The sequence below is a fragment of the Muribaculum sp. An289 genome (assembly GCF_002159555.1).
GTDB classification, from domain to species: domain Bacteria; phylum Bacteroidota; class Bacteroidia; order Bacteroidales; family UBA932; genus Merdivivens; species Merdivivens faecigallinarum.
The window spans coordinates 113,074-137,475 of sequence record NZ_NFIV01000005.1; the positions used below are offsets into that span (position 1 = coordinate 113,074).

The 24,402-nt window shown below is 48.2% G+C and carries 19 protein-coding genes; 9 read left to right on the plus strand and 10 right to left on the minus strand.

The genetic code is table 11. The annotated features are described in order from the left end of the window. The first annotated feature begins 157 nt into the window (after positions 1–157). A complete protein-coding gene (gene mutS, locus B5F83_RS05480) occupies positions 158–2,803 on the plus strand; it encodes a DNA mismatch repair protein MutS (RefSeq protein ID WP_204207340.1) in 2,646 nt (881 codons plus the stop codon). A 38-nt stretch (positions 2,804–2,841) separates the two neighbouring features. Next, positions 2,842–3,546: an SIMPL domain-containing protein gene (locus B5F83_RS05485; protein WP_087277665.1), complete on the plus strand. Its 705-nt coding sequence runs from the start codon at positions 2,842–2,844 to the stop codon at positions 3,544–3,546. A 10-nt stretch (positions 3,547–3,556) separates the two neighbouring features. On the opposite strand, the gene B5F83_RS05490 is transcribed toward B5F83_RS05485, so the two are convergent. The 3 genes from B5F83_RS05490 to B5F83_RS05500 all read right to left on the minus strand — a co-directional run bounded on the left by B5F83_RS05490 (position 3,557) and on the right by B5F83_RS05500 (position 8,145). Next, positions 3,557–5,482: a hypothetical protein gene (locus tag B5F83_RS05490; RefSeq protein ID WP_143822473.1), complete on the minus strand. Its 1,926-nt coding sequence runs from the start codon at positions 5,480–5,482 to the stop codon at positions 3,557–3,559. Between the two features lie 128 nt (positions 5,483–5,610). Continuing rightward, the gene (locus tag B5F83_RS05495; RefSeq protein ID WP_087277659.1) at positions 5,611–7,296 is read right to left on the minus strand and encodes an AraC family transcriptional regulator; all 1,686 of its coding nucleotides are present in this window, start codon (positions 7,294–7,296) and stop codon (positions 5,611–5,613) included. 36 nt (positions 7,297–7,332) lie between these two features. Beyond that, entirely contained in the window at positions 7,333–8,145 is an 813-nt protein-coding gene (locus B5F83_RS05500; RefSeq protein ID WP_087277655.1) for a DNA alkylation repair protein, read from the minus strand. Positions 8,146–8,414: 269 nt separating this feature from the next. Between B5F83_RS05500 and B5F83_RS05505 the strand changes: the two genes are divergently transcribed. Next, a complete protein-coding gene (locus tag B5F83_RS05505) occupies positions 8,415–9,425 on the plus strand; it encodes a virulence RhuM family protein (protein WP_087277937.1) in 1,011 nt (336 codons plus the stop codon). An 809-nt stretch (positions 9,426–10,234) separates the two neighbouring features. Here the strand turns inward: B5F83_RS05505 and rsmA are convergent. The 3 genes from rsmA to B5F83_RS05520 form a co-directional block, all read right to left on the minus strand. After that, positions 10,235–11,029, minus strand: coding sequence for a 16S rRNA (adenine(1518)-N(6)/adenine(1519)-N(6))-dimethyltransferase RsmA (rsmA, locus tag B5F83_RS05510; protein WP_087277652.1), 795 nt, complete (start codon positions 11,027–11,029; stop codon positions 10,235–10,237). Positions 11,030–11,105: 76 nt separating this feature from the next. Beyond that, the gene (locus B5F83_RS05515) at positions 11,106–11,477 is read right to left on the minus strand and encodes a hypothetical protein (RefSeq protein WP_143822474.1); all 372 of its coding nucleotides are present in this window, start codon (positions 11,475–11,477) and stop codon (positions 11,106–11,108) included. A 24-nt stretch (positions 11,478–11,501) separates the two neighbouring features. Continuing rightward, positions 11,502–12,854 (minus strand): C10 family peptidase, encoded by a 1,353-nt coding sequence (locus B5F83_RS05520; protein ID WP_087277646.1) that lies wholly within the window; start codon positions 12,852–12,854, stop codon positions 11,502–11,504. Positions 12,855–13,054: 200 nt separating this feature from the next. On the opposite strand from B5F83_RS05520, the gene aspS reads away from it, so the two are divergent. Further along, positions 13,055–14,830, plus strand: coding sequence for an aspartate--tRNA ligase (gene aspS, locus B5F83_RS05525; RefSeq protein ID WP_087277934.1), 1,776 nt, complete (start codon positions 13,055–13,057; stop codon positions 14,828–14,830). Between the two features lie 100 nt (positions 14,831–14,930). Next, positions 14,931–15,377 carry a GatB/YqeY domain-containing protein gene (locus B5F83_RS05530; protein WP_087277643.1) on the plus strand — a complete coding sequence of 149 codons (447 nt, stop codon included), beginning with the start codon at positions 14,931–14,933 and terminating at the stop codon, positions 15,375–15,377. On the opposite strand, the gene B5F83_RS05535 is transcribed toward B5F83_RS05530, so the two are convergent. From B5F83_RS05535 to B5F83_RS05550, 4 genes are all read right to left on the minus strand, one after another. Next, entirely contained in the window at positions 15,342–16,430 is a 1,089-nt protein-coding gene (locus B5F83_RS05535) for an Mrp/NBP35 family ATP-binding protein (protein ID WP_087277639.1), read from the minus strand. The genes B5F83_RS05530 and B5F83_RS05535 overlap by 36 nt on opposite strands. A 2-nt stretch (positions 16,431–16,432) precedes the next feature. After that, positions 16,433–18,514 (minus strand): S46 family peptidase, encoded by a 2,082-nt coding sequence (locus B5F83_RS05540; protein WP_239383829.1) that lies wholly within the window; start codon positions 18,512–18,514, stop codon positions 16,433–16,435. 117 nt (positions 18,515–18,631) lie between these two features. Beyond that, positions 18,632–19,225 (minus strand): ribonuclease HII, encoded by a 594-nt coding sequence (locus B5F83_RS05545; RefSeq protein WP_087277927.1) that lies wholly within the window; start codon positions 19,223–19,225, stop codon positions 18,632–18,634. Positions 19,226–19,278: 53 nt separating this feature from the next. Continuing rightward, positions 19,279–19,650: a helix-turn-helix transcriptional regulator gene (locus B5F83_RS05550; protein ID WP_087277636.1), complete on the minus strand. Its 372-nt coding sequence runs from the start codon at positions 19,648–19,650 to the stop codon at positions 19,279–19,281. Between the two features lie 211 nt (positions 19,651–19,861). On the opposite strand from B5F83_RS05550, the gene B5F83_RS05555 reads away from it, so the two are divergent. The 4 genes from B5F83_RS05555 to B5F83_RS05570 all read left to right on the plus strand — a co-directional run bounded on the left by B5F83_RS05555 (position 19,862) and on the right by B5F83_RS05570 (position 24,402). After that, positions 19,862–20,074 (plus strand): hypothetical protein, encoded by a 213-nt coding sequence (locus tag B5F83_RS05555; RefSeq protein WP_087277633.1) that lies wholly within the window; start codon positions 19,862–19,864, stop codon positions 20,072–20,074. A gap of 108 nt (positions 20,075–20,182) precedes the next feature. Beyond that, the gene (locus B5F83_RS05560; protein ID WP_087277630.1) at positions 20,183–22,336 is read left to right on the plus strand and encodes an elongation factor G; all 2,154 of its coding nucleotides are present in this window, start codon (positions 20,183–20,185) and stop codon (positions 22,334–22,336) included. Positions 22,337–22,486: 150 nt separating this feature from the next. Then, entirely contained in the window at positions 22,487–23,380 is an 894-nt protein-coding gene (locus B5F83_RS05565) for an electron transfer flavoprotein subunit beta/FixA family protein (protein WP_087277625.1), read from the plus strand. A 2-nt stretch (positions 23,381–23,382) separates the two neighbouring features. Next, complete coding sequence (locus tag B5F83_RS05570; RefSeq protein ID WP_087277622.1) at positions 23,383–24,402, plus strand: electron transfer flavoprotein subunit alpha/FixB family protein; 1,020 nt, start codon at positions 23,383–23,385, stop codon at positions 24,400–24,402.

The window sequence follows — 24,402 nt, forward strand, 5'->3', positions numbered from 1 at the left end:
GTGTATGCAGGCAGTACGGAATTGGAGCCTGGAATTTTAAATATGATTTGAATGATATTTTATGATTGGAGGGGCGTTACCGTTCCGGGATCCCCCCTTTTTACGTATCCTTGGAAAATTTTGTTACATTTGTGATGTTTTTGGTGCGTTCGTAGCTATGGGCAAATCTGAAAAAATCATAAAAGACAGCGGGGGAATCGTAGAGACTCCCTTGATGAAACAATATTTCGAGGTCAAGGCAAAATACCCCGAAGCGATACTGCTTTTCAGGGTGGGGGATTTCTATGAAACCTTCGGTGAAGATGCAGTGACCGCGAGCAAGGTTCTTGGCATCGTGCTGACGAAGAGGGCGAACGGTTATGCCGCCTCTGTGGATTTGGCCGGTTTTCCGCATCATTCCATCGACCTGTACCTTCCGAAACTGGTACGTGCCGGTTATAAAGTGGCTGTCTGTGACCAGCTCGAAGATCCGAAACTTACTAAAAAGATTGTGAAACGGGGGGTGACGGAACTGGTTACTCCCGGTGTTGCCTATAACGAGCAGCTCCTCGATTGCAGGGAAAACAATTTTCTTGCATCTCTGGCCTTTGAAAAGGACAAGGTAGGCATGGCCTTTCTGGATATCTCCACCGGTACGTTCAAGGTGGCCCAGGGAAATCTCGAATACGCGGAGATGCTTGTGAGCTCGTTTGCCCCGAAGGAACTGCTTGTCCCGCGCGGCTACGAGAAGGGCGTGAAGGAGCATTTCGGGGACAAATACTATATATCGACCCTCGATGAATGGGCCTTCGTCTATGATTCCTCGTACAGGAAACTCTCCAGGCAGCTCGGGGTCGATTCCCTCAAAGGCTTCGGGGTTTCGAAGATGCCTCTCGGTGTCGCTGCCGCGGGAGCCGTTCTCGTATATCTGGAACATACCGAGCATAGCAACATAGGGCATATCTGTTCTGTTTCCCGGATAGACGAAGGCGATTATGTGTGGATGGACCGTTTTACCGTAAGGAATCTGGAAATTTTCAGTTCTACGGCCGGGCACGACGGAGTGGCTCTTCTGGATGTAATGGACAAATGCTCTTCGCCGATGGGGAGCCGGTTGCTCAGAAACTGGCTTGCCATGCCGATAATGGACGTGAACGCCCTTGAAGGCCGTTATGATGCGGTTTCGTATTTTATTGAAAATAAAGATATTCTCAATGACCTGAAGGAAAGCCTCGGGAACATTGGGGATCTTGAAAGAATCATATCGCGTGCGGCGGCGGGAAGGATTTCTCCGAGGGAAATGATGCAGCTGAAACGCGGGCTGAAACAAGGGGAGCCTATAAAGGCCCTGTGTTCGCGCAAGGAAGTTCCGTCTTTGGAAGCTTTGGTTTCACAGATAGACGTATGTTCCGACCTTGTCTCACTGATTGAAAAAACCATCGCCGACGACCCGGCGGCGGCAATAGGAAAGGGCCCGGTGATAGCTTCGGGTGTCAATCCGGAACTCGATGACCTGAGGAATCTTGCCGACCACAGCAAGGAATATCTTCTCAACATCCAGCAGAGGGAAATCGAGCGGACAGGCATCCCGTCGCTGAAAATCGGTTACAACAGTGTTTTCGGCTATTATCTCGAAGTGCGCAACACGTATAAGGACAAGGCTCCGGAAGAATGGGTAAGAAAACAGACCCTTGTCAATGCGGAAAGGTACATTACCGAAGAATTGAAGGAATACGAGGCCAGGATTCTCGGTGCTCAGGAACGTATATACAATCTGGAAAATGCCATTTACCAGGAAGTCATTTCGGCAATAAGGGACAAGGTCCCTGTCATCAGGAAAAACTGCGATGCCATAGCGGCGATAGACATACTCTCCACCTTCGCTGTTTCTGCAATCTCCCACAATTATTGCAGGCCGCAGATGAGCCGGGGGCATTCTTTGGATGTAACGGCTGGCCGTCATCCCGTAATAGAGACCTTGATGCCTGTCGGGGAGGAATACGTGGCCAATGACCTTCATCTTGACAATAGCGGGCAGCAGATAATCATCCTTACGGGCCCGAACATGGCGGGAAAATCCGCGTTGCTCAGGCAGACGGCCCTGATAGTGCTCATGGCGCAAATCGGTTCTTTCGTGCCGGCTTCATCGGCAAAAATAGGTGTCGTGGATAAGATTTTTACACGTGTCGGGGCATCTGACAACATCTCCCGTGGCGAATCGACCTTTATGGTGGAGATGACCGAGACGGCTATGATTCTTCACAACCTTTCCGAACGTTCCCTTGTCCTTCTCGATGAGATAGGCCGCGGTACTTCCACGTATGACGGAATGTCCATAGCACGTGCCATAGTGCAGTACATCCACGAAGACGGGAAAGGCGCCAAGACGCTTTTCGCCACCCATTATCACGAGCTTAACGATTTGGAGCAGATTTATCCGAGGGTGAAGAACTTCCATATTGCGGTAAAGGAAGTGGACAATCAGGTGATTTTCCTGCGTAAACTGCTACCCGGGGGTGTGGCCCACAGTTTCGGCATACATGTCGCCCGTATGGCCGGGATGCCCCGCAAGGTAATCTCGATGGCAGAGCGTACTTTGAAAGCCCTCGAAGAAGGCCGTCCGGACAAGGATATTTCAAAACGCGGCACGGTGAAAGAGGGCAAGGTGGAGGCCGACGGGTCTATACAATTGTCCCTTTTCCAGTTGGAAGACCCGTTGCTGATGACTTTGAGGGATACTCTCAACGATGTGGATATTAACAATATCACCCCATTGCAGGCATTCGACCTGCTCCGGGAACTGAAAAGGAAAATGGGAATATGATTCATAAAAATATACAGTCACATTAAAAATTTAAGGTTATGGAAAACAAGTGTTGTGTTTTAGGAAAAGGATGGGGGATAGTCATCGGTGCGGTCGTTCTCGGTGTCTCCATCATTTTGGCTGTTTCCAATTTCAAATCATACGACCGTACGGTTACGGTGAAAGGTCTGTGTGAAATGGAAGTAAAGGCGGACAAGGTGATTTATCCGCTTGCTTTCAAGGTTGCCGGCAACAATCTTGAATCCCTTTATGCTTCTGTGTCTGAGAAAAACGCCGTAATACTCGACTTCCTTAAATCTTACGGTTTTACCGACGAGGAGATTACGGTTTCGCTGCCGCAGGTTTCCGACAGGGATGCCGAGGGGTACACCCAGCGCAGCATGAGGTATATCATTACATCGGTAATTACCGTGTATTCCACGAAAGTGGACAAGTCCCTTGAAATGCGCGAAGATCTTGCCGGTTTGCACAAAAAAGGCATTACCCTTATAGCTGACAGTTGGTCTTACCAGCCTTCTTATATGTTTGAGGGGCTTAACTCGGTTAAGCCGGGGATGATAGAAGAGGCCACCTCGAATGCTCGCGAGGCGGCCCAAAAGTTCGCTGATGACTCCGGAAGCCGTTTGGGGAAAATCCGTACGGCCTCCCAGGGACAGTTTTCAATCTCGGACAGAGATGCCAATACCCCTTATATTAAGAAAGTCCGGGTTGTCACAAGCGTGGTATATTACCTTAAAGGGTAACGGTAAAACTCTATCGCGGCTTCATATTCACATGTATCGTACCCATGTTTGTCTTTGAGGAATCTTTGATAACGCATGAGTGCGTTGTTTGTACCACATAATCACTTACAGGAGAACATCCGTCGAGGGTGAATGTAATCGCTTCACGGTATACCGGACCGAAGTTGCCGTCTTTGTCGTAGCCTACTGAAACTATGGTTCTCAACTGATCGAAATATGTGTAAAACTCCATGTTTTCGTCAGACCATCCTCCCTGGGTTAGGAATGCAATGATATCGTCATCGGAATATGACTGTTCATCGGCCATATTTCCGTCCCAGATATGGTAATAGTATCCGGCTATGTCTCCTGACGTTTCTACATGGCAAGGTATCACGGCCATCTGCCCCATGGAGCCGTATTTCCGTTCGTTGATTTCGGCGAGGTCCTCCGCGTTGAAATATTTGTCTACGACAAGACGTGCGGATACGTCTGCCGTGATGACATCGGTAGTGGTGAATGATGACTTGTACAGTCCTGTCGTAACGGTTTCAAATTCATATCCGAAAGCGAATACGACATATTCTGTTTCCCGGGTAAGTCCGCTTATTTCGATTGTCCCGCTTCCAATGTATCCGTATCCGTCCAGTCTCGAAGGGTCAGATGACAGACTGGCAAGTATCTTTGCATCACTCATTCCTTCCCAGTTTTCCGCCTTGTCTACTATAAGTACATACCAGTCGTCTTCTACGGAAGCCGTTATGTTGAGTTCGGCTGAACGTCCCTGTATATTTTGCGGTTCTATTCCGATAACATTGTCCGAAGCATTTATGGCACCGGTCCTGAATGTCCCGAAAGTCGCTTCGCTGCATACGTATCCTTCCGGAGTGATGGCAAAGGCAAACCCGATGCCGTCGGCTTCCGAATAAGGGTATTGTATAAGTTCGGATGATACGCCTTTTTTGGCGATGCTGTTTGCCACAATATCCTCAATGCTCATGCTGCTCCCCTGCCAGTAGGCCATATCGATGAGGGCATCTATGTAAGCCTGGTATTGTGCCACAGCCGATTCTTCGGTAACGAAACGCGTAAGGTCCGCATTCCAATAATAGATCTGTTCCGGATCAGACGGTGTCACGGTTACATTTACGAAAGTTTCATCCACATCAAACGTGAACTCGAAATCCATATTGACAGTATTCTGCAGTGCCACAGTCGTGAAAGGGTATTTATTGATGGCAGTAGTCCTGTTCCCGTCATTATCGATTCCATAGGAAAGGATATAGAAATCGGTACCGTCCGGCATACTGTTTATGAACCATTTGCTTTCTCCTTTGGTCCGGCTCCTTTCAAGGACTGTTTCCAATGTGAGCGAATAGTCTTCCGCCACAGATGTATAATACCCGATTTCGTTTGCAAAAATTTCGTCATCGTTGTCAAAACTGTCTACGATACTTTTTTCTACGGCCCGGGACAGGTAGGCGATGTCCGGATCCTTCGGCAGTACTCTGTAACTTATGCTTACCGCTCTGAGCCTGTCTATCTCCACATCGAAATCGTCATTTACTATGGATGGCGGTTCCGGTGTATCGTCGATGCGCCCGTTCTGACGGACAGTGAATTGTTCTCTCTGTTCCAGATACGATACATAAAAGGATGTTTCACGCATGAAGGAAGAATCATTGGCTGCGACTTTGAATCTTATAGATGATTCGTAAATTTCGAAGTCGGACAGCCAATCCGCATTCGCGTTTTCGATAGAGGGAAATATCCCTTCCCGCGGATTTTCTATTGAGAAACCTATGGTAACTGTCGAACTGTCGCTGCCTGTTTCGACATAATCTTTGTCAAGTCTGAATACCGGTACTGGCTCGGTCGTGTCACAACCTGCGAGCAATGATAAAAGGACCGCTGTCACAAAATAAAACGGTAGATTGGTAAAAATACTGTTTTTCATGAGTGAGAATTTTAAATTGTTAATGAATTATAAGGCGTTTCCCCCGAAAAAGGAAGTGTAACAAAAATACTCAGAAACGATGTACGGATATGAATTATTTTTTGTCGGTTTGGCAAATTGCCGAACCGTCAAAAATCTATCCCGGAGGTTTTATCCAACTTTTTTCTGTAACCGTTAGGCGTACAGCCCATCCCTTTTTGAAAGGCCTTGGTAAAGACGGACACGGAACTGTACCCCACGTGGTCGGCTATTTGCTTCAGTGCAGGTCTGTTTTCGCTGATTGCAAGCATTCTTGCAGCCTCTTCGATACGATACATGTTCACATAATTGGGAAAGGACATGCCGGCAAATCTGTTTACGGATTTGGACAGGTAATTCCTGTTTGTTCCTAACATTTCCGCTGCTTTGTCACGCGAAATGTCCTTATGACGGAATACCTTGTCTTCTTTCATCAGTTTTTCAAGCCTCATGAACAATTCTTTTCCGGACTCTTCCGCTTGACTTGGAATCTTATGGTCTTCTTGTTGTCTATTGCGGTGTTGGGCCACCAATACCCTGTACAACTTCCTGTACTTATTCAAGAGTGTCCACATAGTGCCTGCCAATACTGCAACGATAACTGCAATGAAAACCGCCGCTTCGTTCTTGCGTTTTGCTTTCATCAATGCCACTTCCTTGTCAGACATCTCTTTCGCATGTCTAAACTGTTCGTATTGCAGCATGGAGTAAGTGAATTCCCTTTCTTTGCGAATCTCCGAAATGTCGTTGGTGTAGTCAATATATAGATTCAGGTATTTTTGAAACATGTATCTGTCACCTGTCCGGTTAAGCAGTTCTGTCAGCCGCCGGAGCAGTTCACCGCGGAACTCCATGTTTCCGTGTCTGTACGAAATGTCTATTCCGTCAATCCATGCTTTCTGTGCTTTGCCGTATTCTGCCGCTTGCTCGCAGAATTCTCCGTAACGCAGGCATATAAGGGCCGATGTGCCAAAATCGGTATGTATTGAGTGTTTAAAAGCGTTTGCGTAGGATTCTTCGGCGATTGCGTGTAACCCCATAGCTTGCGCTGTTTCGGCTTTCGTAAGAAAAAGAACGGGGTATAATGACAGTACATTCGCATGGTCGGTGCTTCTCTCGGCTTCTTCGATCAGCGACATTGATTCTCTGTACTTCCCGTTAAGACATAGCATCTGACCGTAAGTGACAGCTCCGAGTACCCGGTAATAATCATCCGTCTCATACTGGACGGACAGTTCATAAGCCTGCCGGGCGTATTTTATGCCCCGAGGATCGGATCTGATGTAATAAATATTTGAAATATTGACGAGCAGGATTATCCGGTTACTGATATTTCTGTCCAAGATGGCGTATTCCAAAGCCTTGCGGTAATGCTCTATCGCAGCGGTGTAATCCAGTTCGGCTTTCAGACTGTAGCTCCCTTTCACGCTGTGCGATATTGTCTCTAACCGGCAATCCGTCACGAGGCATTCATAGGGTAAGGTGAGTGCGAGATAGTACTGTACGGAATCCGTGTTTTCCATAAACAGGTATGCCTGTGCGGTGAATACTGCCGAATAGAGAAATCCCAGTGTGTCTTTTCTGTCTATGCATTCATTCAGATACGGGTGAGTGATATTTATCAGCGAATCGTAAAGGCCGGCTCTGTTCAGTCTGTTCCAAAGCATTTTCATCGAATCAAGCAGACATGCATCGTTCCCGGTCTCCCGTTCCGGATGTGACTGGTACGGCATTGCGCAAGAGTAAAGCATGGCGCACAATGCAATTACAGGGATTATGATGTTTTTGGCTTTCATGCTTTAGGTTTTTCATCCGTCATCGGACACAAAATATTAAAGAGGTGGAATACCCCTTGTACGAAAAGACTCTTTCGCTTTTCTTGCATAGAGTTTGATAACATTCTCGGGAAGCGTGGAACCGTTTACGAATTTACGTGTTTCTTCCGGATATTTGGCCAATGAAGTGGCCAACAGCCATGCCGTTCCCATACGCAGATAATATGGCGATACCCCTTTTACGGCGGTTTCGGGATAATCGGAGTGAATGTTATTGAAATCCAATGTCTTTATAGCACTGAAGATATACGGAAGCCATCCTTTTTCAAGGAAATGGCACATGGACATGACAACGGCGAAACGTACTTCGAATTCCCTGTCGGAGCGGTAATATTCGCCGAGCCATTCCCAAATGCGTTCCCTTGTCGTTTCCGGCGTGCTTTTCTTTGCCTTGGCCCATTTGGCTTCGCCGCATACCGTATCGCAGATTGCCCAGTTGTCTATGGCGGGTACGAATTTCCCGAACAGTTCAAGTCTTTCTTCCAACGGGATTTTCATCTTGTCTAACATAAGTCCCCAGATGATTTTTTCTTCATGACTCAACTGTCCTGCATTTTCTTCCTTACTGTTCACGCTTTTGCCGTTCCGTCCTGTTGAGTTTATTGTAGAAGCATTTTCGAATCCTCGTATGATTTGCTCCCGGTTTTCCGACACTGCAAGTTCGGAAGCGATTTTCTTCATGTCCGGAATATGCAGGCCGAGGACTTCCTGTCCCGGCAGCGGATTGATTACCCTGATATGCCCGAGGCGGTATTTTTCTTCCGATGCGAAACGCGGGCTGATGTAAGGTGTGAGTATGTCTTCAATCATTTGAATTGAACGGTTTTGCGGTAAAGATAATTATTCATTTCGAATAATTTAAATCGAATAATCAAAAACAAACGACCTGTTCGCAAGGTGGGGACAATCATATCTTGCAAAGCCGGGAACGGGACGACTTAACAGTTGTCTTTGTAATCCACTATCCCATAAATAATTATGATAATCTGACAAAAAATCTGTGTCCCGGACAGCGCCTGCTTATAGATAAACAGATTTTTCCTACATTTGTTGTTTAATTGAACGGAAATATACAAACCATGACCGACGGAACACCGCAAGGAAACATTATACTCTATCAGACCGAAGACGGACAAAGCAGGATAGATGTCACACTCTCCGGTGATACGGTGTGGCTTACCGCAGACCAGATGGCCGAACTGTTCCAGCGCAACAAGTCTACCATTTCAAGGCACATCCGCAATGTCTTTGAATCGGGGGAGCTGAATCCGGATTCAACTGTTGCATTTTTTGCAACAGTTCAAAACGAAGGCAATAGGAAAGTAGAACGAAATATCGCATACTACAACCTTGATGTAATCATCAGCGTCGGCTATAGGGTCAATTCCCACCGGGGAGTGCAGTTCCGGATCTGGGCCACACAGATACTGCGCGAGTACCTTGTCAAAGGCTTTGCCATGAACGACGACCTTCTGAAACGCGCCGGCGGCGGCAACTACTTTGATGAACTCCTGGCGCGTATCCGGGACATCCGCTCCTCGGAAAAGGTCTTCTACCGCAAGATTCTGGAGATCTATGCCCTCAGCATAGACTATGACCCACGGACAGAAGCCACACAGAAGTTCTTCAAGACAGTCCAGAATAAAATACATTTCTCAGTTCATGGACATACGGCAGCGGAAGTCATATACAACAGAGCTGATGCGGAGAAGGACTTTATGGGGCTGACATCATGGACTGGAGCATTGCCGAAACGGACGGATGCCGCGATTGCCAAGAACTACCTTTCATCCGATGAGCTTGACACCCTGAACCGTATCGTCAGCCTGTACCTTGATTTTGCTGAACTTCAGGCCAGGTCACACAAACCGATGTATATGAAAGACTGGATTCAGAAACTTGACGAATTCCTGTCACTTTCCGGCAAAGACCTCCTGCCCCATGCCGGGACAGTATCGGCGGAGATCGCGAAACAGAAGGCAGACTCCGAATATGACAAATACCAAAAACGGATACAGTATGGTCTCTCACCTGTGGAGATTCACTTCATAGAGAGCTTTGAAAAAGAAGTCAAAAAGCTGAAAAAATAAGGGACCAGCGGATAATTCCGGTTGGCAGTCCTCAGCGGATAATTTTGCACAACCGGGAACAGGTCAATTTTGATGTATTTGTGTAATTCATTGTGTTGTAATGTTTTATGGAGGCAAGTTATCCTTGTTCAGAGCGGCATCCACGTGGACTTCGCTGGGAACAAGGATTTTTGATAGGTTTCCGGTGGCCCGAAAAACAACATCTCTGCCTAAAGAATGGCAGGAAGAGGGATGGAAGCGGAATGAGGAGGAAAAATAGGAATTTGTCGTGTCATTTTCCACCCCACAGCCATCAGGCTTCTTCTGTAATTATCAATAACTTGTAAAAATACAGGGTGGCTGTCGGGTTCGTTCCGTCCTGAAAAAAGTTTACCTGTCCTGAAAAGGTTGTAATTACCTTATGGCTTTATGTAGTTGACGGCTTCCCCGTCAGTCATCCCGTCTGCCCACCCAGTCGGTGCATGATAATTTTGAATATATTGATAATCAAGTGATTAGTAAAATAGATGCACATTTCGGCTGTTTTAAACTTTCGGAATGTGCACTTGAATTTTTAACGTATTGATATTCAACTCGTTGCAAGACTATTTGCACCCGTACTTCCGCTACATTCACTTAACCGGAAAGCGAACCAGTTTACCACGAATCTGTGGCACTTTCCTGGGCTACATTCCAATACAATGGCCACACATGCCACCCTATCAGTAACACGCTGGGAAAGTGAACTATGTTCATGGCAACTATCGTGACGGTTATGCAGCCGCTCCTCGGAGTTTTATTCCAATCCGAATAAGAATTGTGGTGAAATCCTATGACAGTTTCAGCGTGAGCGCGACGAAGTCTTCCACTCCGAGCCTTTCCGGACGGAGTTCGAATACCGGGTCTGACGTGAAAGCGGCTGTTTCTTCCTGGTTCCATCCTTCCCGGGCGGCCTTTGCGGCAATCAGGGGTTTCAGCGAGTTGCGCATTGTCTTGCGCCTTTGTCCGAAGGCCGTTTTAACGATGTTCCGGAAAAGTTTTTCATCGCAGCCGAGCGAAGTGCGACTGTTTCTTGTCAGGCGGATTACCGAAGATTTTACTTTCGGAGGCGGGTTGAAAGCACCTTCCCCTACGGTGAAGAGGTATTCGATATCATACCATGCCTGGAGGAAGACCGACAGGATGCCGTATGTCTTTGTCCCCGGTTTTTCCGCAATCCTTTCAGCCACTTCTTTCTGTATCATGCAGACCACCAGAGGCACCGAGTCCTTGTATTCGAGAATTTTGAAAAATATCTGGGAAGAGATATTGTAGGGAAAATTTCCGATTACGCTGAATTTTCCCGGGAAAATGTCTTCCATCTTCAACCTGAGAAAATCCCCCTCTATCAGCCTGCCGTCCGCCTGCGGGAAATGCCCTAAAAGATAATCCACGGACTCCTTGTCGATTTCAATCATTTTCAGATTTATATCGGTCCTTTCGAGCAGGTACTGTGTGAGTACGCCCGTTCCCGGCCCGACTTCAAGGACATCGCCCGTCGCCGTCAACGATTCCGCGATGTTGCGCGCAATCCCAAGGTCGGTAAGAAAATGCTGTCCCAATGCTTTTTTTGCCCTGACTTCCATTGTCGAAAATTTTTCCCGATGACAAAAATAGGAAGTTATTTTGATTTTCCGTCATACCCATACATGGCATGGCCAATCATTTTGGCAATTGGTGGAGTTCGACTGGTGGGATAAGAGCTCCTGTACATTCTATGCGTAAGTTTCTTTTTGTTTCTGTATTATTTTCGCTGACCGATACAAAAATGTCATTGCCTTTTTTCTCAATTTTAAACCAGTCCCCGATAATGTAGTCATTAAATTTTCCGTTTTCATGGGCAAAAAAAGTACTGTCATCAGTTATCGCAGTCGAAAGATAAAATAGGATTTCTTTCTTTTCGTCCAATTCAAATAAGGCAGTTTGCTCTTGGTAGTCCACAGTTATGTCATATTTTTTAAATGAATACCATTTATCCATTATACATCCGGAAAGCAGAACGCATAAGGAAATAAAAACCAATGCTCGTTTCATTTTGTTAGATTATTAATTAGATTATTAAAGTGAGTACGTAATTGGCCTGTAGTGCCAAACATAATTGCCTGGGTTATAATTGTCTGATGGAGCGGTGTCAATTTCGTCTTCGTCTATACGTTCCGATGTATCAAAGATACCTTGAATATAATAACCGTCTGACGTACCATTCCATCCCCAGTTGCAGTGGAACATCTTTTGTTGCTCTTTCAGTTTGCCGGTCGATGCGTAGTAGATGTTTCTGACGAAAAGCCCGTCAATCACCCATGAATGTCCGTTAAATCTGGCATCCCATGCGCCGATATAAACAGGAAGTCCTCGGTTTATTTGATTTATTACTTGTTCTTTAGTTCTTTTATTAAAGTTAATATACTTGTGTACATTTTTGTAGCCGTAATTCTTGAATGTGCGCTTAGCGCCATCATCATATCCGTATGACCCTTTTTTCCTGTATCTGATCCGGCAGTTTTCACGTTTGCCTACTTCTTTGGAAAAAGCTGACACGAGTTTTTGTGCTTCCGGGCTTCCTTTATAGTTGATATCCCTGTAATTATATACGGTCTTCATCAAGTCCCAGTCATAGGGGTGCCCGTCAAAACTGTCCTTTGGGGCGATTTCGTTGTATGCCAGTATCTGTGCGGTCGCTATGGCCACGCAACCGGCAGGAATGTCCGGATTGTTTAGAAAATCGTTGAATGGTGATCGTTGCATCCATTTAGTTTCAAGGAAAGGACCTACTTTGCTGACCACGACCGTGTCATAAAGCCGTGTATGTTGCTCATTGCCGCCGTCTTCTTCTTCATCGTCCGGAAGTTTTATGGTAAGGTCTCCCGAATATATCTTTGAAAGAATGGCGGCCGGGACGAATATTTTTCCCATGTCGTTGAAATACGGATCGTCCGTAATGTAATCCACAGGCTCGTCTATAGGTGAAATGCTTTGCAGGTATTCATCCGCAGCCATAAAGTCTTCTGGGGAAATCTGCCCTGCCTCGGTAACGCAGAATACAGGGTTTGCGGCGGAAGTCATGGCCGAGAGGACGGCATAGCCGTTATTATCTTTGAAATTTACTATGTATAATACAGTATCGGTAAGTCCCCCGGTAACAGGAGTTGCTCCGGCTTTGGTTATAGCTAATTCTTCTTTTGTTAGTACCTCCACGTTGTCCTTGTCATATTCAGGGGCTCCGGATTTTGTGACTCCATACAGGTCTTGGAGTAGCCTGTCCAAGTAATTTAGGGCTTCAGCTTTGGTTATTGTGCCGATGGAGTTGTTTTCTGTGGTTTTTTCCACAGGGTTTTCCATTGTTGTCTCTTTCATGCAAGAGACAGCAGTAATGGCAAAGCCTACCATTAAAATGGATGTTAATCTGTTCATCGCGTTGGGATTTTAATTGGTAAAATGTAACTCTTCCGCTTGCTTTTCGATAACGCCAGGGCAAGTGCATGAAGAACTGACGGACTCGTGCTTCTGTTTTAGGCAGCATTCGATGACAGCAGCAAATATAATGAAAATAATTGTGAATAGCATCTGAATTTTCCCTAATTTTGCAGGATGTTTATGAGAAAATAAGAATTATGTACAGGACACATACTTGCGGACAGCTCCGTATTTCGGATGTCGGAAAAACAGTTACCCTTGCCGGATGGGTACAGAAGGCAAGGAAGATGGGAGGAATGACTTTCATCGATTTGAGAGACCGTTATGGCATAACCCAGCTTGTTGCCTCGGACTCGGCTTCGCCGGAGTTGAACGAGGCGGCTCTCGGCCTGGGCCGCGAATATGTCATAAAGGCTACCGGCACTGTTGCCGAAAGGTCTAACAAGAACCCGAAAATAGATACCGGCGATATCGAGATAATGCTTTCGTCCATAGAGGTTCTCAACAAGTCGGAAGTTCCTCCGTTTACAATCGAGGATGTCAGTGACGGAGGAGAGGAACTGAGGGCTAAATACAGGTATCTCGACCTGCGCCGCAATCCTTTGAAAAAGGCTCTGATGCTCCGCCACCGCATAGCCCATGAGGTAAGGAATTATCTGGACGAGCAGGGATTCCTCGAAATAGAGACCCCTTACCTGATTAAATCCACCCCTGAAGGCGCAAGGGACTTCGTAGTGCCTTCGAGGATGAACCCGGGACAGTTCTATGCCCTGCCGCAAAGCCCGCAGACTTTCAAGCAGTTGCTCATGGTGGCCGGTTACGACAGGTATTTCCAGATTGTACGCTGTTTCCGCGATGAAGACCTCAGGGCGGACAGGCAGCCGGAGTTCACCCAGATAGACTGCGAGATGTCTTTCGTGGAGCAGGAGGACGTGCTTGTGACTTTCGAAGGCATGATGAAAAGGCTTTTCAAGGCGATACACAATATAGACATCAAAGAAGTTCCGCGGATGTCATGGGCCGATGCCATGGACAACTACGGTTCGGACAAGCCGGACATCCGTTTCGGAATGACCATCAAGGATGTGACTGAAAAGATGCAAGGCAAGGGTTTTTCCGTCTTCGATTCGGTACAGTATGTCGGAGGCATAGTCGTACCGGGATGTGCATCCTATACCCGCAAGCAGCTTGACGAGCTCACCGAATGGGTAAAACGCCCTCAAGTCGGTGCGAAGGGACTTGTTTACATAAAACTCAACGAAGACGGTTCCGTCAAGTCTTCTGTCGATAAGTTCTATGCCCCTGAATACCTTATGGAGGTTGCCGGTGCGATGGGGGCCGCCGAAGGGGACCTGATACTTATGCTTTGCGGTCCGCGCCGCAAGACCCAGACCATGCTCGGCGTACTGAGGATTGAGATGGGGCAGAGGCTCGGTCTGCGCAATCCTTTTGATTTCGCCCCGCTTTGGGTCTGCGACTTCCCGTTGCTGGAATGGGATGACGAAACAGGAAGGTTCTATGCGATGCACCATCCGTTTACGGCTCCGAAACCCGCGCATCTTGACAAATTTTACAGCAACGAAAAATCCGACCTTGAGCAGGTCTGCGCCGATGCTTACGATTTCGTGCTGAACGGTACGGAGCTCGGAGGCGGTTCCATAAGGATTCATGACTCGAAGGTGCAGGCGAGGATGTTCGAGATTCTCGGTTTCAGCAAGGAAGATGCGGAATACAAGTTCGGTTTCATCATGAACGCCTTCAAGTTCGGCGCACCTCCTCACGGAGGCCTTGCATTCGGTTTCGACAGGGTCTGCGCCCTGTTCGGAGGCCAGGAAACAATCAGGGATTACATAGCTTTCCCTAAGAACAATCAGGGCCGCGATGTCATGATAGACGCTCCATCGTACATAGATGACGTACAGATGGACGAATTGATGATACGCTCGACCGCTCCACGTCAGGACAATGCCTGAAGCGGATACTCTGTCTGAGACGGAGTCGGTCTCCGCCAGAAAGCCAAGAGGATTATTAACGGGAGAATTATTAACGGATAAAAGAAAATACGATATTGTTATGCTTGAAAAACAGATACAGAGCGACATGGTAGCCGCGATGAAGGCAAAAGAGACCGTACGTCTCGCGGCTTTGAGAGGGATAAAGGCGGAAATACTGCTGGCAAAGACTTCCGAGGGCGGTACCGGTGAAGTCACAGATGCCGACATAATAAAGATAATCCGCAAACTTGTAAAGCAGCGCAAGGAAAGTGCTGAAATCTATGCCGGACAGAACCGTCAGGACCTTGCCGACAACGAACTCGCCGAAGCTGCCGCCATGGAGGTTTATCTTCCGGCGCAGAAAAGCGAGGCCGAGATAGAGGCCGAACTTCGTAAAATCATAGAGGAAACGGGTGCAAAAAACCCCGCCGACATGGGCAGGGTTATGGGTGTGGCCATGAAAAGGCTTGCTGGCGAGGCGGATGGAAAATTAATCTCCGCACTTGTCAAGAAGCTTCTCGGCTAAATCCGTAAAAGCTTTCCCGTCAGGGCCATCGTTCAGGGCGGCAGGTGTTCCGGCATCTCCGCCTTCTCTTATGCTCTGGACGATAGGAATCTGTCCGAGAAGGTCGATGCCGTATTGCTCGGCCATACGTTTTCCTCCGTCTTTCCCGAAAATGTAATATCTGTTTTCCGGCAATTCGGCAGGTGTGAACCAGGCCATGTTCTCCACAAGTCCGTATACGGGTTTCCGGATGTTTTCATTCCTGAACATGTTCACTCCTTTTTCCACGTCCGACAGGGCCACGTCCTGAGGGGTCGTCACTATGATTGCTCCGGACAGCGGAATGTCGTGTACGAGGGAAATATGTATGTCTCCCGTGCCTGGAGGGAGGTCGATGAGCAGGAAGTCGAGTTCTCCCCATCTTACCTGGAGAATCAGTTGTTTGAGGGCGTTGCATGCCATCGGGCCCCTCCATATCAGAGCCTGCCCCGGTTGGGCGAAGTAGCCGATGGACATCCATTTCACGCCGTATTTTTCTATCGGAAGTATCAGGTCGATGCTTTCCGGCTCTCCGTCGGCGTTAATCCGTTGCGCCTCAATGCTGTCCGGTATGGTGCCCTCGGTGCCTGTCATTTTCGGTACCGAAGGCCCGTAGACGTCAGCATCGGCAAGTCCGACCCTGTATCCGAGCCTTGACAGGGCGATTGCGAGGTTTACGGCCACGGTGGATTTTCCTACGCCTCCTTTGCCGGAAGAAACCGCTATGATTTTTCCGATATGCTCTATTTCTTCCATGCCGAGGTCGAGCCCGGTCTGTTTTTTCGTCGGCTTACGTTCCTTGACGATGGTCCTTACCTCCGTTTCACATTGCGGCGCCGTGCGTTTTACGGCGGATTTGCATGCTGCTATCAGGTAGTCCGCAAGCGGGTCGCGGCCCTGGAATGCGAGGGTGACGGTCACCTTGTTGTCCGTAATATCGACTCCCTTGACAATGCCGAGGGAGAGGATATCGCGATCTTTCGCAGGGTGCTCGACTTCCCGCAATGCGAGAAGTATTTGCTCTTGCGTAATCATTATTATTCGACTATTGTCATTTCATCCAACAGATAACCGGCACCGCCGAATTTGTCCACGATGAAGAGTACGTATCTTATGTCTACGTTGATGCATCTCTGGAGTTCAGGCTCGAAGATGATGTCTCCGCTCATCGCTTCCCAGTTGCCGTCGAATGCAAGTCCTATGAGCTCGCCCTTGCTGTTCATGATAGGGCTTCCGGAATTTCCGCCTGTGATGTCGTTATTGCTTATGAAGGCGACAGGCATCTTGGTCTCCCCGTTCACTTCCATCGCATAACGGCCGAAATCCTTGGCATCGTAAAGTTCTTTCAGTTTCTCAGGAACCACGAATTCCCAGTTGTCAGGGTCTTCTTTTTCCATCACTCCGTCAAGGGTGGTATAGTAGTTATAGAGGACGGCATCGCGAGGAGAATACGACTTGACACTTCCGTAGGTAAGCCTCATGGTGAGGTTGGCGTCAGGGTAGATAGGCTCTCCGTTCTTCATTTCGAGCAAGCCTGCCGTGTATTCCTTCTTGCCTTCATAGTATTGGTCGTATACGTCGTCGATTTGTGCCACTACAGGGATTATGGTCGTCTGCAATTCGGAAACGATTCTCGTTGCGATGTCGTTCTTGACGGTTTCTTTATCGGCAGCCGCTATTTTTTCAGGAGAAGTGAAGCAGCTTTCGGAATACATCCTGTTTACGAGTTCTTCAGTCCCGTATTCATTGAAAATAGGAAGCCAGTATGTCGTGTCCACGTTGTCCTTGTATATTTCAATCATCCGTTCGGCGACTTTTTTGTCGGTGGACAAAGAATAGTCTTTGAAGAAATTGTCGATGGCTTCCTGAGGCGCACCGGCACCCGCTATCGAAGCAATCTGCACGAGTTCTATCTGGCCTATTGTTTCCATGAAGTACCTGTAGACATAGTTGGCGCCGGACATCTGCGCTACTGCCGAATTGATTTTTTCAAGCGCTTTTCCGTATGCCTCTTTACGGCTCTGTTTTGCGTTGACCCACTCGGTAAACTCGGCTTCTTCGGCCTTCTTGCGCTCTATGATTCCGAGTTTGGCGAAGGACTCGTTCATGCCTATCCATTTTTTCCACCCGTTGGAGGAACCTGCATACTTGCTTGCATACTGGATTTTTACTTTAGGGTCGGCGAGCATGTCTTCCATGATGATTTTCTGGCGTTCGCCCCTTACGTAGATGCTGATTGCATTGTTGATGTCCCTTGTCATTTCGAGTTCCGAAGCGGCCATGTACCTGTTGGTCGTGCCAGGGAAACCTATAATCATTGTGTAGTCCCCTTCCTGTATGCCTTTGAGGGAGATTGCAAGATGTCTTTTAGGAGTGAAAGGAACATTGTCCTCGGAGTATTCCGCCGGGTTGTTGTCCTTGTCTGCATATACGCGGAACATCGAGAAATCACCGGTATGGCGAGGCCACATCCAGTTGTCGGTATCGGCCCCGAATTTTCCTATCGAGGAAGGCGGTGCGCCGACGAAGCGGATGTCCTTGAATGTTTTGGTAACTATCAGATAATATGCGTTGTTATTGTAGAAGCTCTTCACTCTGGCATCGCAGTGAGGGTTCTCGGCAACAGCCTTTCCCACAAGCCTGTCGATGGCTGCCTGTACTGTCGAGTCCGCATCCATGCCTTTCTTTGCGGCGGTCTTGCGTGCTTTTTCGATGTCTTTCGTCACGTCCGTCATGCTTTCCACAAAGGTTACGGTAAGGCCTTCGCAAGGCAGTTCCTCATCGAGGTTCATTGCCCAGTAGCCGTTGTTGAGGTAGTCGTGCTCGACGGAGCTCAGTTTCTGGATGCTGGAGTAGCCGCAATGGTGGTTCGTCACCAGGAGCCCGTTCGGAGAGATGATTTCCCCGGTACATCCCCCGCCGAATTGTACGATGGCATCCTTCAGGGAAGTGTTGTTGATGCTGTAAATGTCTTCGGCGCTCAGTTCGAGGCCCATTTCCTGCATCGTTCCGATGTTCATTTTCTTGAGCAGCGGGAGCAGCCACATTCCTTCGTCAGCTATCGCCGGAGTGAAGGCGAGCGCGAGTGCTGCAATTGAAATCGATAGTTTCTTAATCATTTTTGTATTGTGTTTGTTAATAATAAAAATTTCAGTCCGTTCTCTACTGGTGGCCGCAATTGCGGCAAAGCAATCTTCAAAGATAATCAGAAAAATCGTTCCGGATGCAAAAAACGCTTAGAAAAGGAGATTTTCACCAAAAAGGGTGAAACTGAGCCTGTGGTAAGGGGTGATACCGTGCTCCTGAATGGCCTTTTTGTGCTCTTTTGTCGGGTATCCCTTGTTTCTGTCCCATCCGTATTGGGGGAATTCCGCCGACAACCGTTCCATGAATTCGTCCCTGTGGCATTTTGCCAGTACGGAAGCCGCCGCTATCGAAGCGTATTTGGAGTCCCCTTTGACTATGCAGACATGTGGAATGCCACCGTATGGTTTGAAACGGTTTCCGTCTACGAGTACCAGTTCCGGCGTTACCGACAGCATTCCCAGAGCCCTGTGCATGCCGGTAATGGAGGCGTTCAGTATGTTTATCCTGTCGATTTCTTCTGCTTGCACGGCACAGACTCCCCATGCAATCGCCTCGCTTTCGATTATCGGGCGGAGAATGTCCCGGTTCTTGCGGCTCATCTGTTTGGAGTCGTTCAGGAGCGGGTGTGTAAAGTCTTCCGGAAGAATCACCGCCGCTGCATATACCGGACCGGCGAGACAGCCTCTTCCCGCCTCGTCGCAGCCTGCCTCGACCGTGTTTTCTCTGAAGTGTTTTGCCAGTATGTTTTTCACTTTCCGGAAAATTTTCCGCGAAAATACATATTTTAGAATTTATTTTATCTGTTTTTCATCGATTTGAGCATCGAAATGATTTCATCTTTGGCCTTTACCAGCTCTTCGAGGTTCCGGATGGTCTTTTTCAGCTCGGCGTTCTTTTCCATCAGCTCCCCGATGCTGCGTTCGTATTCCTCTTTCAGCATGCCGTCGTCCGTTTCGGGCATACTGTATCCGAAAAGCAGTTTTGCCGGTGTCGTTCCGAGTATCTCGGCGAGCAGGAGCACCTTTTTATTATAAAGGCCGGTTTTCCCGTTCTCGATTTTCCTGTAGGAGGTCACGGAGATATTGAGCTGTCCCGCAACGTATTCCTGGGACAGTCCCAATTCTTTTCTCCTATTGATAAGGAAGTTCCTTGTTTCTTTTTCCTCCATCGTCCAAAAACAAATCCGAACAAAAATAGAGCATAATGGTTCTTAGTGAGGATAACTTCAGGTTTCTGTGTAGTAACCAAAGGTTATTATTTCGCCACAAATCTTCAAAAAAAGATATTTTTTCCGCTGCGGATGCGGATATATCTTTTTTAATGCATGCGGATATTCTGCCGAAAGTATATTTGCACGGTAACAATCTTAAATAATTATTATGGAAAAAAGTTTCGACAGGCTGGAATATCTATTGTCCGAAGAATTGTTCTTTTTACGGCCCGGATTCAGTACGGCCATGCTTTGCCGGGAGGCCGGCGGCAGGGAGGAGGATTTCGACGATTATCTCATGCGTAATTTCGGGATAACGCTCCGGGACATGGTTTTGCTTTATGCCGAGACGTATTTCCGGGGCGTTTTGGATGGAAAATGACGATTTTACTATATATAGGTGTGGTTATTTGGAAAAAAATCATAACTTTGCAAAGATTGTCTGTTTTTATTTGAAAATAGGAAATTAAAAATATTTAAAATATCTGAGATGAAAAGTTATTCTACGAACAACATCAGGAACATTGTCCTTCTCGGCAGCAGTCGTTCCGGAAAAACCACCCTTGCCGAGACCATGTTGTATGAAGGCAAGGTTATCGACCGCAGAGGCTCGGTAGAAGCGAAGACCACGGTATCCGACAATACGGAAGTCGAGCAGCTCTACCAGCGTTCGATATATTCGACCCCGCTCTATACCGAGTTCAACAACAACAAACTGAATTTCGTCGATACTCCGGGTTCGGACGATTTCATCGGCGGTGTCATCTCCGCTTTCAAGGTCTGTGATTCGGGAGTGCTTCTCGTCAATGCGCAGCAGGGAGTCGAAGTGGGCACGCAGATTTTCGCACGTTACGCCGACGAGCACAAAAAACCGATGATAATAGCTGTGAACCAGCTCGATTCGGACAAGGCAAACTGGGAGTCCACCCTCGATTCGATGAAGCAGAATTTCGGAAGCAAGCCGGTCGTAATGCAGTTCCCTCTGGCTGTCGGTGCGGATTTCAACGGTTTCGTGGACATATTGAAGATGAAAGCCTATACTTTCAAGGATGACAGCGGCGCACGCGAAGAGATCGAGATACCTTCGCAGTTCGTCGACGAGGCCGAGACTATGAGGGCTTCCCTGATGGAAATGGCGGCAGAGGCCGACGAAGCCCTGATGGAAAAATTCTTCGAGGCCGGCGAGCTCACGGAAGAGGAAATGTACCGCGGAATGAAGATAGGGTTCCTGAACGGTTCGATATATCCTGTATTCACGCTTTCGGGCAAGAAGGATATCGGTGTCAAGAGGCTGATGGAGTTCATTATCGATGTCGCTCCGTCTCCTGCTGAATACACTGCCATGACTACCGAAGGAGTGGAAGTTAAGTGCGATGCAGAAGGCCCTGTCTCCCTGTTCTTCTACAGGACGGCGGTAGAGCAGCACCTCGGCGAAGTTTCATACTTCAAGGTAATGTCCGGGAAAGTGACCGAAGGCATGGATCTCGTTAACCCTGAAACAGGGGCAAAGGAGCGTATCTCCACAATATATGCGGTTGCAGGAAAGAAGAAGGAGAAAGTTTCGGAAATGTTTGCAGGCGACCTCGGATGTACTGTCAAGCTGAAGAGCGTGAAGACAAACCAGACCCTGTCGCAGCCTAACTGCGATTATGCATTCGAGCACATACAGTTCCCTCAGTCCAAGTTCCGTACGGCAATCAAGCCGGCCGATGAAAAGGACTCTGAAAAACTCAGTGAAATCCTCAACCGTGCATCCGCCGAAGATCCTACCATAGTAGTAGAATACGCAAAAGAGCTCAAACAGACCATCCTCAGCGGACAGGGCGAGCTTCATATCAACATCCTCAAATGGCACATCAACAATGTGCACAAGATGGAAATCGAGCTCCTTCCTCCAAGGATTTCGTACAGGGAGACCATTACCAAGGTCGCTGCCGCAAACTACAGGCACAAGAAACAGTCCGGCGGTGCAGGCCAGTTCGGTGAAGTGCATCTTCTTATCGAGCCTATCGTCGAGGGCGTAGAGGCAGGAAACAAATTCAAGGTCGACGGCCGCGATCTCGTCCTCAATATCAAAGGCAAGGAGGAGTTCAACCTCGAATGGGGCGGAAAACTCGAATTTTATAACTGCGTAGTCGGAGGTGCAATCGATGCCCGTTTCATGCCGGCTATCCTCAAAGGTATCATGGACAAGATGAGCGAAGGTCCTCTTACGGGTTCTTACGCGCGTGATATCAGGGTGTTCGTATATGACGGAAAGATGCACCCGGTAGACTCGAATGAAATCTCTTTCGTGCTTGCTGCAAGGAACGCCTTCAAGGAAGCCTTCCGCAAGGCCGGCCCTAAGATTATGGAGCCTATCTACAATGTCGAGGTGCTTACACCTTCGGAATATATGGGAGCCTGCATGTCGGATATGCAGAACAGGCGTGCCATCATAGAGGGCATGGGTACGGCGAAGGGCTTCGACGTGCTCAAGGCAAGGGTTCCTCTTGCAGAGCTGTACAAATATTCGACTACCCTGTCTTCACTCACTTCCGGCGCGGCTACGTTCACAATGAACTTTGCTGACTATCAGCCGGTACCGGCCGATGTACAGGAAAAACTGCTCAAGGCATACATGGAAAGCGAGAAGGACGAATAACGGTTGCCGTATGCATCCATGTGAAATCGAAGGAGGCCGTGCGTTTGCGCATAGCCTCCTTTGATTTTCCGACGAAGATTGTTGGAAAATGCAGTTTTATCAGTAAATTTGCAAGTTGGGATATAGAAGATTAACTAATAATTAATTAATATGGGTTTAAAAATAGTAGTATTGGCAAAACAGGTTCCCGATACGAGGAATGTCGGGAAAGATGCCATGAATGCCGACGGGACAATCAACCGCGCCGCTCTTCCGGCCATATTCAATCCGGAGGACCTCAATGCGCTGGAGCAGGCACTCCGTTTGAAAGAGTCCCACCCGGGTTCTACCGTCACATTGTTGACAATGGGGCCGGGCCGCGCTGCGGAAATCATCCGCGAAGGGCTTTACAGGGGTGCCGATGGAGGATATCTGCTGACTGACCGTGCCTTTGCCGGTGCCGACACGTTGGCTACTTCCTATGCCTTGGCTACGGCGATTAAGAAAATAGGCGAATACGATATTATAATAGGTGGCCGTCAGGCAATCGACGGTGATACGGCTCAGGTCGGCCCTCAGGTTGCCGAGAAGCTCGGACTTGCCCAGGTGACTTATGCCGAGGAGATACTTTCTCTTGACGAAAAGGCACGCAAGATAACCATCAAACGTCACATAGACGGAGGTGTCGAGACTGTCGAAGCCCCTCTTCCTTTGGTAGTTACCGTGAACGGAAGCGCCGCTCCTTGCCGCCCGCGCAACGCGAAACTGTTGCAGAAATACAAAAGGGCCCTGGGGGTACAGGAAAAGGCCGCTATTACCCAGAACGGGGAATCCCTCCCTTATGCGGAACTGTATGGACAGCGCCCGTATCTGAATATCGTTGAATGGAGCGCTGCCGATGTCGATGCCGACCTCTCCCAGTGCGGACTCAGCGGTTCCCCTACGAAAGTGAAGACCATCGAAAGCATTTCTTTCCAGGCCAAGGAGAGCAAGACCATGACCGGAAGCGACAGCGATGTAGAAGGCCTTATTGTCGAACTTTTAGCAAACCATACTATCGGATAATCATGAACAACGTATTTGTATATCTTGAGATAGAAGGCACTACGGTTGCCGATGTCAGCCTTGAACTGCTGACCAAAGGCCGTAAACTTGCTACCAGGCTCGGATGCCGGCTCGAAGCTATTGCGGCCGGAAGCGGGCTCGATGGCATAGAAGCGCAGGTAATGCCATACGGCGTGGACACGCTGCATGTTTTCGATGCTCCGGGACTCGCTCCTTATACATCGATGCCTCATGCTTCAATCCTGATTAATCTTTTCAAAGAGGAAAAACCCCAGGTCTGCCTTATGGGCGCTACGGTTGTAGGCCGTGACCTCGGCCCGCGTGTTTCTTCGGCGCTTACAAGCGGCCTTACCGCCGACTGTACTGCCCTTGAAATAGGAAACCACGAAGACAAGAGGGCCGGCAAAGTCTATAAAGACCTGCTTTACCAGATCCGTCCGGCTTTCGGAGGAAACATCGTGGCAACGATTATAAATCCCGAGCACCGTCCTCAGATGGCGACTGTCCGCGAGGGCGTGATGAAAAAGGAAATCCTCGACCCTGCCTATAAGGGTGAAACAATCAGGCACGATGTGGCGAAATACGTCCGCGATACCGATTATGTAGTCAAAGTGATAGACCGCCATGTCGAAAAAGCCAAGCACAATCTCAAAGGCGCCCCTATCGTTGTGGCCGGAGGTTACGGAATGGGCTCGAAAGAAGGTTTCGACATGCTGTTCGAGCTTGCCAAGGAACTCCATGCGGAAGTCGGTGCGAGCCGTGCCGCCGTGGATGCCGGTTTTGCAGACCATGACCGCCAGATAGGCCAGACAGGAGTGACCGTCCGTCCGAAACTCTATATAGCCTGCGGCATAAGCGGACAGATCCAGCATATCGCCGGAATGCAGGAGAGCGGCATCATCATTTCCATTAACAATGACCCTAATGCCCCGATAAACAGCATAGCCGATTATGTAATCGAAGGGTCGGTGGAAGAGGTGATTCCTAAAATGATCAAATATTACAAATCACACACGAAGTAA

Bases quoted from the DNA above. Each gene is read 5' to 3' on its own strand.
- mutS (WP_204207340.1), top strand. From the start codon at position 158: ATGGGCAAATCTGAAAAAATCATAAAAGACAGCGGGGGAATCGTAGAG.
- B5F83_RS05485 (WP_087277665.1), top strand. From the start codon at position 2,842: ATGGAAAACAAGTGTTGTGTTTTAGGAAAAGGATGGGGGATAGTCATC.
- B5F83_RS05490 (WP_143822473.1), bottom strand. From the start codon at position 5,482: ATGAAAAACAGTATTTTTACCAATCTACCGTTTTATTTTGTGACAGCG.
- B5F83_RS05495 (WP_087277659.1), bottom strand. From the start codon at position 7,296: ATGAAAGCCAAAAACATCATAATCCCTGTAATTGCATTGTGCGCCATG.
- B5F83_RS05500 (WP_087277655.1), bottom strand. From the start codon at position 8,145: ATGATTGAAGACATACTCACACCTTACATCAGCCCGCGTTTCGCATCG.
- B5F83_RS05505 (WP_087277937.1), top strand. From the start codon at position 8,415: ATGACCGACGGAACACCGCAAGGAAACATTATACTCTATCAGACCGAA.
- rsmA (WP_087277652.1), bottom strand. From the start codon at position 11,029: ATGGAAGTCAGGGCAAAAAAAGCATTGGGACAGCATTTTCTTACCGAC.
- B5F83_RS05515 (WP_143822474.1), bottom strand. From the start codon at position 11,477: ATGAAACGAGCATTGGTTTTTATTTCCTTATGCGTTCTGCTTTCCGGA.
- B5F83_RS05520 (WP_087277646.1), bottom strand. From the start codon at position 12,854: ATGAACAGATTAACATCCATTTTAATGGTAGGCTTTGCCATTACTGCT.
- aspS (WP_087277934.1), top strand. From the start codon at position 13,055: ATGTACAGGACACATACTTGCGGACAGCTCCGTATTTCGGATGTCGGA.
- B5F83_RS05530 (WP_087277643.1), top strand. From the start codon at position 14,931: ATGCTTGAAAAACAGATACAGAGCGACATGGTAGCCGCGATGAAGGCA.
- B5F83_RS05535 (WP_087277639.1), bottom strand. From the start codon at position 16,430: ATGATTACGCAAGAGCAAATACTTCTCGCATTGCGGGAAGTCGAGCAC.
- B5F83_RS05540 (WP_239383829.1), bottom strand. From the start codon at position 18,514: ATGATTAAGAAACTATCGATTTCAATTGCAGCACTCGCGCTCGCCTTC.
- B5F83_RS05550 (WP_087277636.1), bottom strand. From the start codon at position 19,650: ATGGAGGAAAAAGAAACAAGGAACTTCCTTATCAATAGGAGAAAAGAA.
- B5F83_RS05555 (WP_087277633.1), top strand. From the start codon at position 19,862: ATGGAAAAAAGTTTCGACAGGCTGGAATATCTATTGTCCGAAGAATTG.
- B5F83_RS05560 (WP_087277630.1), top strand. From the start codon at position 20,183: ATGAAAAGTTATTCTACGAACAACATCAGGAACATTGTCCTTCTCGGC.
- B5F83_RS05565 (WP_087277625.1), top strand. From the start codon at position 22,487: ATGGGTTTAAAAATAGTAGTATTGGCAAAACAGGTTCCCGATACGAGG.
- B5F83_RS05570 (WP_087277622.1), top strand. From the start codon at position 23,383: ATGAACAACGTATTTGTATATCTTGAGATAGAAGGCACTACGGTTGCC.